This window comes from Psychrobacter maritimus (assembly GCF_904846345.1).
Taxonomy (GTDB): domain Bacteria; phylum Pseudomonadota; class Gammaproteobacteria; order Pseudomonadales; family Moraxellaceae; genus Psychrobacter; species Psychrobacter maritimus.
The window spans coordinates 36,636-50,003 of the sequence record NZ_CAJHAJ010000012.1; the positions used below are offsets into that span (position 1 = coordinate 36,636).

The following is a 13,368-nucleotide window of genomic DNA, read 5'->3' on the forward strand; positions in this document are numbered from 1 at the left end:
CAGGAAGGTAGGTTAGCAAATGCATAATCTACCTTTTTTATTTTTAATTTATACTTAGTTGTTTTTTTTATTTATACTCAGCTATCTTCTATCTCTTATACGCGGAATAAAATCGTGGATTTTTATCTCTTCAAAAACGGTGTTGTGGCTGCCACAGGGTTAGACAAAGATGCCTTGCATATTTATGTGGGCATCAGCGTGTACCTATTAAGTTTAATCTTGCTACGTCCAATTTTCAAAAAATACAGTGTCAGGGCGTTTATCGCTTTAATTATGGTGACCGCCATCGCCTTATTGGGCGAATATTTGGACAATCGCCAGACGATTACCGAGCTGGGTATCACAGCGATAGGCAGCACGGAGCTAAAAGCCAGTATTCATGATTTGATTAATACCTGTCTGCTGTCGTATGTGCTCTATGGCTTTACCGTATGGACAAAGACGTTTCAGTCAATCAATACCGTCAAACCTATGATTAAAAGGCAGAAAAAAACGGACTATTCATAAGTCCGTTTTTTTATTTCTATCATTAACACTTTGCTTAATAAAAACTTTAATAGTTCTGACTATTAGCCTCATCATACAGCTCGCGCACCACTTCACCAATGACTTTAATACCATCCGTTAAGGTCTGTTCGTCAGCGGCGATACTCATACGGATACATTCATGGGCATGTTGGTAATTACTGACATCGACACCAGGGAAGAAATATTCACTTGGTACAATCAATGTGCCTTTTTCTTTAAGGCGCTCGTATAGCTCAAGCGTGCTAATCGGCAAACCTTTAAACCATAACCATAAAAATATCGCGCCCTCAGGCTTATGAATCATCAATGGATAATCACCCAAAGCATCTTTTAAAAGCTTTACCGCTAATGTCGCTTGCTTTTGATAAAAGGGTTTAATCTCATTATCAGCTAACTGCTTGATACGGTCATCGTTCACCAATGGCGTGGCAATTGCCGCCCCAAAGCGGGTCGGTGCTAGATTGACCACCGCATTCATCGCGCTGACTGCTTCAATCACTTTAGCATCGGCCACGATAATGCCGGTACGCATACCGGGCAAGCCAATTTTAGACAGGCTAAAGCAAAGAATCGTATTGTTATCCCAACTTAATTGCGCGTCTGAATAAATGATATTAGGGAAGGGCATACCGTAGGCGTTATCGATAATCAGCGGTATCTCATAACGCTTGGCAATCTCGGCCAAATGCGCCATTTCCTCATCGGTCAGCACATTGCCCGTTGGATTGGTCGGACGCGAACAGCAAATCGCGCCAATGCGACCTTCTTTTAGCGCTGGCAAGTTCTCTAACGCCTCAAAATCCACACGATATTTAAAGAAACCTGCTTCGCCATCATGAGTCACTTCATCGATATGCGGCAATACTGCTGCGAAATGTTGACCTTCGACATGCACGTCACTATAGCCGATATATTCAGGGGTTAATGGCAGTAGAATTGATTTATCGATAGACTGGCTTTCTTTATCTTGGCTGTGCTCATCAAGCTTATTATCACTGAAGGCCCCACCAAATAAATTAAACAAATAGAAAAAAGCATTCTGTGAACCGTTGGTCAAAGCGATGTTTTCTGCCGTCAAATTCCAATCATAATGACGGTTAAAAAAGCCAACCAACGCATCGATAAAGGCGGCATCACCCTGCGGATTGGAGTAATTTGCCATACTAATAATTGCGCTACTATTGGTTTCGCCTGCATCGTTATCATTACCAAGCGCTTTATAAGTCTCTAAAAATAGCTCATTAACGGCATCAATCTTGGCAGGATTACCACCGCCCAGCATATTGACAGGCTGATCGCTTTTTAGCGCATCGCCCAAGTCATCCATCAATTGCGAGATGCCAGTTGGCTGGGTAAATTTTTGACCGAACTTTGAGAATTTCATAAGGCTACCGTACTTTCCTAAATGGTTTATGAGGGCTATATCTGAATGCTGAGATGGGCATTAGTATAGCAAATAGTCAGTTTTAAACGAGCTTGAATATGAATACTGGCTGATATTGACAATATCGACCGTTATATCATCGCTCTTACCCGCGCCATAATCCCGCGCCCAATCACCAATCGCACATAAATAATGGCAATAGCAAACAGCAAACCAACTAACGCCACACCGCCAATACCTAAACTTGCCCACGGCACACTAAAGCGCAGATTAAACCATTGGGTAATAGCAGCCCAAGCCCCGATATTAGCGATAATAACTGCAAATAAGGCGGCACTAATGCCAAGTATGCCAAGCTCTAAGATATTGAGCATATATAGGTCGCGCTTTTGCATGCCAAGTAGCCTAAATGATGCGCTATCTGCCATGCGGTCTTGTGAGGTGGAGAGTAGCGAGCTAATTAAGACCATGATACCGGTCAATAATGCCAGTAAGGTGAAGACGTAAACCAAACGGCTCATTTGTACGACCAACTCTTGGACTTGCTGCGCGATAGCCGTGCCGTCTATGGTCGTTACCGCAGGAAACTCGCGTACTAACTGACCTTGGAGTTTTGGAATATCCTCTGCTGCGACATGAGCGGTAGCAAATTGGATTTGCGGGGCAGCTGATAAAACCGCTGGCTCAAATAAAAAGTAAAAATAGGGGCTGGGTCCTTTTTCATAGCGCGAGCGGATACTGGTGATTTGCCCGACAACCTCAATCCCTTGGATATTAAAGCGCACCTGATCACCCATGCCAACATTTAGCAAACTGGCTGCCGTATCCAAAATTGATAACGGCGCAACGGTTTGTGCTGAGTCACTATCTGCAGTTTCAATAGGTGCATAAAGCTTGTCATCTGCTAGCGATTCCGTAATAAACTCAGTGTCCATCACCGTATCGGCATAGCTTAAATTAAAGACGCGTGCAGGGTCATCGAAGCCGTCAACAGGTTCGATATCTTGTACGGGTACATTATTAGCAGTGACGACGCGGGCACGAATGACAGGATAATAGCTGACAGGTGCAGCAATGATGTTATCAATCTCATCATGCTGGTCGCTTTGAATATCGAGTAAAAATAAATTGGGCGCATCTTCAGGATAAGCATTAATAAACTGGGTATTGATACTATGATTAAGCGTGGTAATCAGGGTTAAGACCGCCACTGACAGTGATAAAGTGACAAAGAATAATGCCGACTGATTGCCTTTACGGGCAAGGTTATGGATAGCAATACGCTGCATCCAGCTGATATTAGAATACTTGGCAAACTTAGTCAGCAGCCATAACCATCCGCGCGCCAAGAGCCAAAATATTGCTACGAAACCTGTAAGTCCTATCAGTAGCTGCGCACCTAGTATCAAAGAGTCTACTTCATAAGCAAAAAACGCATAAAGCCCGATTAGCGTCAGTCCATACCATAATAATGGCAAACGTCGATACCACGGCAGATTTTGCGAGTTTGTGCTCGCCCCTTGATTAAGTAAAGTAGCAGGCTTGGTCGTACTTAGCGTGCTTAAACCACGTTGAGCGATAAGCAAGGTCAGCACTAAAGCGATAATAATGGTTTTAATGGCGCTGATAGGATTGATGGCTAGACCAACATCAGCTGGTAAGATAGCAATCAGATACGGCTGACCAACTTTCAGTAAGCCAAAACTTAGAGCAATTGCTGCCACACAAGCGATGATAGTGGTAACAATCAACAGCTGATAATAGTTGCGTTTCAGCGACCTAAGCGGCTCACCTAATGCCAAGCGAATGGCATTATTAGACTGCTGCTTGGTCACAAAAGCCGTAATCACGCCATACATCGCTACCGCAGATAATAACAGCACGGCGATGACGAGCAGCTTTAAAAACATCAAGACATTGTCAGAGATACGCGAGACAGAGGTATCTGCCGATTCGGCATCAGATAGCTCGATATCAGGATAATTGCTTAGTATTTGCGTCAGCTTATCTCGCTGCACGGCCATTAATTCAGGCTCACCAGCCAGCTCAATACGATAGTTTATACGGCTACGCTGTCCCAATAAATTGGTCGTTACAAGCGCATCTTGATGCATCAAAACTCGCCCGCCAAAACCAAAGGCGGTCAACGGACGGTCAGGCTCTTTGGTCAATACATCGCTAATGGTAAATTCAGCATCACCAATGGTGATTTGGTCACCGACGCTTGCATTTAAGCTGTTCAGGACTTCTGGTGCGACGACGACATTATCAGCGCTTAATTGCTGCCATAACGGTTGCCCTGAAGCAAGCTCAGCTTCTCCGTATAAAGGATAAGCTGGAGAGACGGCTTTGACGCTGGCAAGCAAGGTTTGCTCATCGGTCACCACCATGGCGCTAAACTGATAGTCATATACTATTTGCGTATCAGTAACCGTCTCTACCTGCGTTAATACTTCGCTTGGCCAGTCTTGTTTGCTGTTTAATATCAAATCGCCGCCAACGAGCGCGCGCTGATTATCATTGATATAAGTATCAACCGATTGCTGCACGGAGTCGAGGGTCAAGTAGGTTGCAAGCGATAACGTTAGCGTCAATAAAAATAATAGCGGATAAATCCAGCGTTGCCACCAACTGCGACTTAAGGCTTGTGCGCCCAATCCTTGTAAGCCCAATATGGGCAAATTCAAAATACTGCTAAACAACTGGCGCATGATACCGCCAGTATAATCTGACTCTTTTGCCATGTTGGTATCAGTCGTAGCAGTAGCATCGATGGCTGAATGTTTCTCTGTTTGCTTATTATTCTTTAAGTTATTCATTAAGAGACAATCCGCCCGTCATGCATGGTAATAACCCGATCTGCCATCTCCGCAAGCGCAGCATCATGGGTTACAACAACCAGTGCTGAGCCAACTTGCTGCCGTAAATCTAAGAGTAATTGCATGACTTGATTGGCATTTTGCTCATCTAAGTTACCCGTTGGTTCATCGGCAAAGACGATTTTTGGCTGTGACACCAAGGCGCGCGCCACGGCAGTACGCTGCTGCTCACCACCGGATAATTGATTGGGTAAGCTGTCGCGCCGATGCCCCAAATCAACCGCTTCAATCAGCTCGTTTACCCGTGCTTTATTCGGACGGCGGGCGATATCAAGCGGAAAAGCAATATTTTCTGCTACCGTCAATGTCGGTAATAGATGAAACGACTGAAAGACAAAGCCCATATCGCGTTGACGAATGACTGCCAGCGCATCTTCATCAAGGCTGCTTAAGGTTTGTCCCGCTAACTCAACCGAGCCACTATCAGGATAATCTAACGCCGCTAATAGACCTAACAAGGTAGATTTACCCGAGCCAGATTTACCCATAATGACCACAAACTCGCCCGCATTGACATATATATCGACGTCTTTGATGATAGATAGCTTTTGCTCACCGACTTGCACGGTTTTATTCAGCTTGGAGGCGGTAAGTAGTGCTTTGTTATTGGGTGTAGCGGTCATTGGGTAGTCTCAGTAGGTGTGCTAGATTTCGTTGCTGTATTGGCGTGATTAGCTTCTAACTTTTCAATTTTAGGCTGTAAAATTGGCAAAATATTATCATTAACGATAATGGTATAGCCTTCTTTGGTTGGATGAATCGCATCGGCTTGGTTGAGCTTAGGGTCGCCGCCCACACCATCTAAAAAGAAAGGAATCAGCGTCACATTCATATCTTTAGCCACTCTTGGGTATATCGCGGCAAAGGACTCTACATAGTCCGAGCCAAGGTTGTCATAAATCTGCATGCCACCTAAGATAACCTCGCTACCATTATCCTGCAGGCGTTTAACAGCGGTGCGAATATTGGCTTCGACCGTTGCTACATCAATACCGCGGATGGCGTCATTGGCACCAACAGTCAAAATCGTAATATCAGGCTTGGTTTGCAAAACCCAATCTAAGCGATTGACGAGGCCCGTACTGGTTTCACCGCTTAAGCCTGAATTGACTACTTTGACATTTTTATAGCCAAGCTCTTGTAAGCGTGCTTCTAGCTGAGCGGGATAATTGGCATCATTATCGACGCCCAATCCTTCGGTTAATGAATCGCCCAATGCCAGTATCGTTAATGGCGCTTGCTGCTGCTCAGTTGCCTCTGTTATTTTCTGAGTTTCGTTAGTTTGCGTGTTGATGTTTTGAGTGCTAGTAGTTTGCGTACTATCATCAGCTGTATTGCTATCAGGCTCTTTTTGACAGCCGCTAACCACAAGGGTAACGCTTAATGCCGCCGCTATTATTAAAGGTTTAGCCAAATAAGAAGATATATTTATCATGATTTTGCTGTCCTATTTACAATCAAACCAGTGTAGCAAACTAAGCTTATGAGCAATATGGCGCGACAGTTAACGGTATTGCCTGCCTGTCAGTTGATATTAATGGTAAAAATTAAACCTTCTTACCATCGACCATCACTGGACGGCTGACCATCCATGCAAAACCCACGTTTACTACCATCAAAACCAACATGATGAATAAAGGCAAATCCCAGCTGTCCGTGGCTTCATGCAACCAGCCGGTACCCAGCGGACCAAAGAACGCAATCAGATAACCGACCGCTTGCGCCATGCCCGACAGCTCGCTTGATTGATTGGCAGTATAAGTCCGCATCGAAAACAGCATCATACTTAAGGTAAAAATCGCTGAACAACCAATGCCCATCAGCGCCGACCATAACCATGCTAAATCAGCTGATAAATAACTGACTCCTAAAATACCAATCACGTTTAAGACCGCAGCAAGTACCGCTAGCGCCTGAATAGGACGTCCGCGATTGACTAACCAGGTTAAGCTTAAAATTGCTACTGGTGCCATAAACTGGAAGACCGAGTTCATCTGCCCCGCGCTTACCGCTGATAGCCCTTTACTGAGCCAAATCGAGGGTAAAAAACTGGCAACGGTATAAAAAAGCAGCGATTGCAAGCCCATAAATACCGCAATTTGCCAAGCAAAAGGTGTACGCCACATAGAAATAGGTGATGGCGCTTGCACACCTTCAGCAAGCGGTACAACAGGTTGATGGTTTGACGAACCCAAACGCAAGCGTAGCAGCACCCAAATCATTAAGGCAAACAAACCTAAAATCGACCAACCACCAAGCGCCCATTGCCAGCCAACTTGCCCAGATAATGGCAGAACAACACCTGCGACAATCCCTGCCGACACCGTCATGGTGAGACTAAATAGACCCGTAATCAACGGAATATGATTCGGTGTGCGCTGCTTGATAACAGGCGCAGCAAGGGTATTGGCAAAACCAATCGCTAACGTTAGCAATAACGTGCCGCCTAAAAAGCCAATCCAAGTAGGAATAACGCTGCGAATAATCATACCCATCGTTAAGAGGGCAATCATTGCAATCAAGGTATTTTCAAGACCAAAACGCTTCCCAATCGCTGGCGAAATAAATGCCCCAAGCGCAAAGGTCAGCATCGGCACCGCGCCAAGCCAGCCAATTTGGGTTTCGGAGATATTGAGCGCCCCTTGAACCACCGGCGCAATAGAACCCAGCGCCACGATCGGCGAGCGCATATTAGTCGCCAATAGAATCATGGCACATAGCACCAGCCAAAACGTAAAGCGTGAAGAGGGTAGCTTAAAGTTTGACGGCGCACCCGACTGAGACGTGGGAGACTGGGACGGCAAATCAGTTTGCAAATTAGGAGAGGTAGACATAGCAGCACGACTATCAGCATAAGAAAAAGGACACGTCATTAAAAAGCGCTGGCGCACCATCGCTTATAAAATAACACCAGAGTACGTCACTAAGACGGCAATTAAGACGGTAATTAAGGCTAAGACAATATATTAGAATGTACGAGTTTAGGATATAAAAACACTAGCAGAAAGCCCGTCATATAAGCTTACCACCCATTTAATTTAGCAGGGTAAACTTAGTATATGAGTAGTGATTTTTAGTTTTTGCTTATAAGTCGATTTTGCTTATCAAGCGCTTATGATAGAAATTGGCTTAAAAAACACTCTATACAAAGGCTAAGCTATAAAGGACTAAGCGCAAAAAAATAGCGCCAGTCCCTGTTAGCTTGCAACGTTAAATTGCAAAGGACTGGACGCTATTATAGGAACAGAGGTTAGGCAAATACTACCAGCATATAGTAACAAATAAGGCGTTTATACAGACTTACCTAGTTGGGCAGCTTTAAGGGCGGTTTCTTGCTGTTGGTCGACCAGTGAATCGCATTTATTGGGGTCATTACCACAAAATGAGCAATGCTCGTCGCCCATTAATTTCGCCACACCGCCGCAAGAACCTCTAAGCGGCTTTTTTTTGACCATATAACCGATACCCATGAAGATAAAAAACAGCATGAAGACGGTAAAGGTGATAGCAAGCATGGGGAGCAATTGGTTAAGCATAGAGGGAACCTCTCGTTTAAAATATAGGACAGTCATCTAGTCGATAACTTGCTTATAGTATAGCAAAATTTCGCCTTACCCGTTTGTGCTTAGCAGGCATAGTAAAGCCCATGCTTTTGATATTAGGACTTTTTGTCGGCACGTAAGGCTTTCATCGCAGGGGTTTCTACTACTTGCCAATCATCGATACTGTCGGCCGCTGCACCGAGCTTTACATTATCAGCCAAAATAACAAATAAGGCGGCGATATTGTGCTTTTTGGCAGTGGCAAGGGCTTTCTCATAAGGCATCGCGGTCAAAGCGGTTGCCCAAGCATCAGCCAGTGCGACTGTTTCTGCTGCTACAGTCACTGATGGCGCGCCACCAACAATGGGCTCACCCGTTGTCGGGTCAATGGTATGGCTGTAATGCTTACCATCAAAAACGACGGAATTGCGATAGTTGCCAGAGGTTGCTAGCGACATAGTAGAGCCATTATTAATAGGTTGGCGAATCACTGCCATGGTTTGGCGCGCGCTTACCGTGCTGCCTTCGATGGGCGCATCAATAGCGATTTGCCACGGTTGCTGCTGAGCGCTGACCCCAGAGGTCGCCACTTCGCCGCCAATTTCAACCATGTAATTGCGAATCTGATAGTCATCTCTGAGTACATCGGCAATGACGTCAACGCCATAACCTTTAGCAACCGCCGAAAAATCAAGCTCGACGCCATCTTTGGTTTTATAGATAGTTTGCTCTTTTTGTATCACGCTTTTAAAGTCGACCAAGGCTTTGGCTTGTGCAATCTCAAGCGCTGTCGGTGGACTTTGTAAGCGCTCAACCGTCATGGTACTGCCAAAGCCCCATGTTTCAATCAATGGCATTACCGTCGGATCAAACGCGCCGCCCGACAGCTCATAAACCTGCCTAGACGCTTCCAACACATGGTTAAAATCGGCGTCGATAGCAATGGGCGTATCTTTGCCTAATTGATTAAATTTAGAAATAGTAGAGTCTGCTTGATAAGTGGACATGCTGTCATTGATGTCTTGCAAGCGCTTATCGATGGCGGCTTGTATGGCGGCTTCATCAGCGCCTTTGGGCAATTGATAACTAATATGGTAACTGGTACCCATGGTCTCGCCGCTGAGATTGTTATAATCGGGCTTTTGCTGGCAGGCGCTAATACTTAATACAGAGCCGATAGCGATTACGGACAAGAAGGCGGGTTTTATGAATTTGTTAGCAGAAGAAAACGCGGTTAAATTTGTCATATAAGTCATCACAGCTTGATAAAGCGAAGGGGTGAGTGGGGCGTTAGTTAGTAAAGAATGGTTATTTAAGAACCATTAATAAACAACTAACTAAGCTAAGCGCTGCCTATTTTACACCCCTTGTCACCCATAACGCCAATCATCGACTTAAAACCTAATTGCTGAGTTTGTTAGATTTATTTTATTTTCGATTCACGGATGAGCTTATAAAGCTTTGGCGGCGATAAACGATTGACTCTAGTGGCGAGCTTTTCTTTATTGCCGGCAACGATAATATATTCTTCACCTTTAGTCAGTGCTTTGACGACCTGTTTGGCAAAGGCTGTCGCGGTCAATCCTTTATTGGTTGCCTCGTCCATCGTTCCTTGCGCGCTCCCATCACCCGTTAAGGCATTTATAGAGACATTGGTTTGAATAAAACCTGGAAATATCGTCGCCACCTCGATACCTTGGTCATGCAATTCAGCGCGTAGACTGTTTGCCCACATATGGATAGCCGCTTTTGCAGCACCATAAGCGCCGCGATATTGGGTGCCAAGTAAACCTGCCACGCTCGATACCATGACAATTTTGCCGCCGCCTTGCGCAATCATATCGGGCAATACCAATCTGGTCAGCCGCGTTTGCGCAAAGTAATCTATCTCCATGATTTGGCGTTCGACGTCTTCAGTGGTTTCCATGATAAGCGAGCGTTGACTGACGCCGGCATTATTAATCAGCCAATCCGCTTTTCCAGTTTTAGCCTTGACCGTTTCATAAGCTTCTTTTGCTTGCTTAGCATCGGCGATATCAAAGGGGACGACGATATGTTTTTTGCTGTTTTTGCAGCGACTTTTAACCGCTTCTAATTTATCCTTATCACGGCCACTTAAAATAATGCTGGCACCGCGTTTGGCAAAGGCGATAGATAGTGCTTCACCAATACCACTAGAAGCACCGGTTATCCAAATGGTTAAATCTTTAACTTTGGTTTTCATAAGAATCCTTTCTTGTGCGAATATGTTTTTCATCACATCATCTAATTTATTTAGCCCATAAAAAAAGAGCCTCCATTGAGACTCTTAATTTAGCATATATTATCTGGGTAATACTGTTTGCTTGATGAACAGATTTTATCACCCGATTTAATCAAGCAGCTTAACCACCCGCTTAACCACCGAAGTCATCAAGCATGATGTTTTCATCTTCCACGCCCAAGCTGTGTAGCATGTCGATTACCGCCGCGTTCATCATCGGTGGCCCACACATGTAGTATTCACAGTCTTCTGGGTTTGGATGGTCTTTGAGATAATTCTCAAGTAGCACGTTATGGATAAAGCCCGTTGGACCTTCCCAATTGTCTTCTGGTAATGGATCAGACAAGGCCACATGCCACTCAAAGTTATCAAACTCTTCTTCTAGTTGATCATAATCTTCAACGTAGAACATCTCACGAATCGAGCGCGCACCATACCAAAAGCTAATCTTACGGTCGGTATGTAAGCGCTTGAGCTGATCGAAGATGTGCGAGCGCATCGGTGCCATACCCGCACCACCACCGACGAAAATCATTTCAGCGTCAGTCTTTTTGGCAAAGAATTCACCATAAGGACCCGAAACTGTCACTTTATCGCCAGGTACGAGGCTAAATACCCAAGAGGACATTTTGCCGGGTGGAATACCGTCAGGACCACGTGGCGGTGGGCTGGCGATACGGATATTAAACTTAATAAGGCCTTTTTCTTCAGGGTAGTTGGCCATCGAATACGCACGAATCACCGGCTCATCAACTTTTGACACATAGTTGAAGATACCAAATTTTTCCCAGTCTTCGCGATACTCTTCGTCAATCACAAAGTCTTTATAATGCACTTCATGCGGTGGCGCCTCTAACTGTACATAACCACCGGCACGGAAGTTAACTTCTTCGCCATCTGGAATTTTAAGCACCAACTCTTTAATAAAGGTGGCAACGTTATCATTAGAGATAACTTCACATTCCCACTTTTGTACATCAAAGAATTCAGGGTCAATCTCGATTTTCATGTCTTGCTTTACCGCAACCTGACAGGCAAGACGCATGTGGTTACGGATTTCACCTTGGGTAAAGTACCCTTCTTCGGTGGGCAGGATAGATCCGCCCCCTTCAATAACGCGGCAACGACACTGCGCACACGTACCACCACCACCACAGGCTGAAGATAAGAAAATACCTTCGCTCGCCAGTGTTTGTAGTAGCTTGCCGCCTGCGGGTGTCACGACGTCATTATCGGGATTATCATTAATATGGATAGTAACATCGCCTGAACTGACCAGTCTTGAGCGCGCCGCCAAAATAATGGCAACGAGTCCCATGATGATCAAGGTAAACATAGCAACGCCACCAATCGCCGTAGCGTAATCCATGGTAGGTATCCTTAATCTATGGAGTAGGGGTGCGAAAAGACGTCATTGCGTGTTTCCTGAACCCCTACCGAATAAATGAATTAAATAGGTCAAATCGCTAAATAGGCTTTTAAGCGTAGCGGTTTAAATTGACATACCGCCGAAAGACATAAAGCCAAGTGACATCAGACCAACCGTGATAAAGGTAATACCAAGACCACGCAGCGGTGCTGGAATGTCTGAGTATTTTAGCTTTTCACGGATACCCGCCAAGGCGGTAATTGCCAATGCCCAACCGAAGCCTGCGCCGACGCCATAGACGACTGATTCGCCAAAATTATAATCACGCTCAACCATAAACAGTACGCCACCTAAGATGGCACAGTTGACGGTAATCAGGGGTAAGAATACCCCGAGGGCGTTATACAGACTTGGGACGAACTTATCCAAGAACATCTCTAGAATCTGTACCGTCGCAGCAATCAAACCGATATAACTGAGTAGGCCTAAGAAGCTTAAATCGATATCAGGGAAACCTGCCCATGCCAGCGCACCATCTTTTAGGATGAACTGAAACAGCAGATTGTTTAGCGGTACAGTAATCGCCATGACGACGACGACGGCTACCCCAAGACCGATAGCGGTTGAGACCTTTTTTGATACCGCTAAAAAGGTACACATGCCTAAGAAGTAGGCCAGCGCCATATTCTCGATAAAGACCGAGGTTATAAATAAACTGACATAATGTCCCATTAGTGACCGCCCCCTTGTGCCATGCCTTTAGATTGCGGCTTCATTACAAATTCAGCTTCTTCGACCTGTTCTGGTTTCCAGATACGGATAATCACGATAAACAGGGCAATAATAAAGAACGCTGACGGTGGCAATAGCAATAGACCGTTTGGTACGTACCAGCCACCATCGGTAGCGGTTTGCAAAATAGTCATGCCAAACCAGCTGCCTGCGCCCAAAATCTCACGAATACTGGCGACAAATAGCAATACTGCCGAGTAACCAAGACCGTTACCAATACCATCTAAAAAGCTTGGTACTGGCGGATTGCTCATCGCAAATGCTTCAGCACGGCCCATAACGATACAGTTGGTGATAATCAAACCAACGAATACCGACAGACCTTTACTGACATCATAAGCGACCGCTTTTAAGATTTGGTCAACCACAATAACCAATGACGCAATAATCGTCATCTGCACGATAATACGAATGCTTGATGGGATTTGCTTACGGATAATAGAGATAAAGAAGCTTGAAAATGCCGTGACCAAGGTCAACGCCACACTCATTACCAACGCATTCGCCACACTCGTAGTAACTGCCAATGCCGAACAAATACCTAAGATTTGTAGCGCAATAGGGTTATTATCAAAAATAGGCGAGGTTAAAATACCTTTTGTATCAGCCAT

At 45.0% G+C, this 13,368-nt stretch carries 12 protein-coding genes; 1 reads left to right on the forward strand and 11 read right to left on the reverse strand.

Translation table 11 applies throughout. From position 1 onward, the window contains the following. Nucleotides 1–114: 114 nt before the first annotated feature. Complete coding sequence (locus JMX50_RS12255; RefSeq protein WP_201629811.1) at nt 115–507, forward strand: hypothetical protein; 393 nt, start codon at nt 115–117, stop codon at nt 505–507. Nucleotides 508–553: 46 nt separating this feature from the next. On the opposite strand, the gene JMX50_RS12260 is transcribed toward JMX50_RS12255, so the two are convergent. The 11 genes from JMX50_RS12260 to JMX50_RS12310 all read right to left on the reverse strand — a co-directional run bounded on the left by JMX50_RS12260 (nt 554) and on the right by JMX50_RS12310 (nt 13,368). Beyond that, on the reverse strand, nt 554–1,912 hold the full coding sequence (locus tag JMX50_RS12260; protein ID WP_201629813.1) for a valine--pyruvate transaminase: 1,359 nt from the start codon (nt 1,910–1,912) through the stop codon (nt 554–556). Nucleotides 1,913–2,043: 131 nt separating this feature from the next. Beyond that, the gene (locus JMX50_RS12265; RefSeq protein ID WP_413786837.1) at nt 2,044–4,731 is read right to left on the reverse strand and encodes an ABC transporter permease; all 2,688 of its coding nucleotides are present in this window, start codon (nt 4,729–4,731) and stop codon (nt 2,044–2,046) included. Further along, entirely contained in the window at nt 4,731–5,414 is a 684-nt protein-coding gene (locus JMX50_RS12270) for an ABC transporter ATP-binding protein (protein WP_201629814.1), read from the reverse strand. Before JMX50_RS12270 ends, JMX50_RS12265 begins: the two co-directional genes overlap by 1 nt. Then, nucleotides 5,411–6,226, reverse strand: a complete 816-nt coding sequence (locus JMX50_RS12275; RefSeq protein WP_201629815.1) for an arylesterase — start codon at nt 6,224–6,226, stop codon at nt 5,411–5,413. The genes JMX50_RS12270 and JMX50_RS12275 overlap by 4 nt, the downstream gene beginning before the upstream one ends. 112 nt (nt 6,227–6,338) lie before the next feature. After that, a complete protein-coding gene (locus JMX50_RS12280) occupies nt 6,339–7,664 on the reverse strand; it encodes an MFS transporter (protein ID WP_201629817.1) in 1,326 nt (441 codons plus the stop codon). Between the two features lie 417 nt (nt 7,665–8,081). Further along, nucleotides 8,082–8,327 carry a (Na+)-NQR maturation NqrM gene (gene nqrM, locus JMX50_RS12285; protein ID WP_201563905.1) on the reverse strand — a complete coding sequence of 82 codons (246 nt, stop codon included), beginning with the start codon at nt 8,325–8,327 and terminating at the stop codon, nt 8,082–8,084. A gap of 122 nt (nt 8,328–8,449) precedes the next feature. Beyond that, a complete protein-coding gene (locus JMX50_RS12290) occupies nt 8,450–9,580 on the reverse strand; it encodes an FAD:protein FMN transferase (protein WP_201629819.1) in 1,131 nt (376 codons plus the stop codon). Nucleotides 9,581–9,756: 176 nt separating this feature from the next. Further along, nucleotides 9,757–10,557: an SDR family NAD(P)-dependent oxidoreductase gene (locus JMX50_RS12295; RefSeq protein ID WP_201629827.1), complete on the reverse strand. Its 801-nt coding sequence runs from the start codon at nt 10,555–10,557 to the stop codon at nt 9,757–9,759. Between the two features lie 172 nt (nt 10,558–10,729). Beyond that, nucleotides 10,730–11,965, reverse strand: coding sequence for an NADH:ubiquinone reductase (Na(+)-transporting) subunit F (nqrF, locus tag JMX50_RS12300; protein WP_201625644.1), 1,236 nt, complete (start codon nt 11,963–11,965; stop codon nt 10,730–10,732). Nucleotides 11,966–12,088: 123 nt separating this feature from the next. Then, on the reverse strand, nt 12,089–12,697 hold the full coding sequence (gene nqrE, locus JMX50_RS12305; RefSeq protein WP_011281361.1) for an NADH:ubiquinone reductase (Na(+)-transporting) subunit E: 609 nt from the start codon (nt 12,695–12,697) through the stop codon (nt 12,089–12,091). After that, nucleotides 12,697–13,368, reverse strand: a complete 672-nt coding sequence (locus tag JMX50_RS12310) for an NADH:ubiquinone reductase (Na(+)-transporting) subunit D (protein ID WP_201563913.1) — start codon at nt 13,366–13,368, stop codon at nt 12,697–12,699. The genes nqrE and JMX50_RS12310 overlap by 1 nt, the downstream gene beginning before the upstream one ends.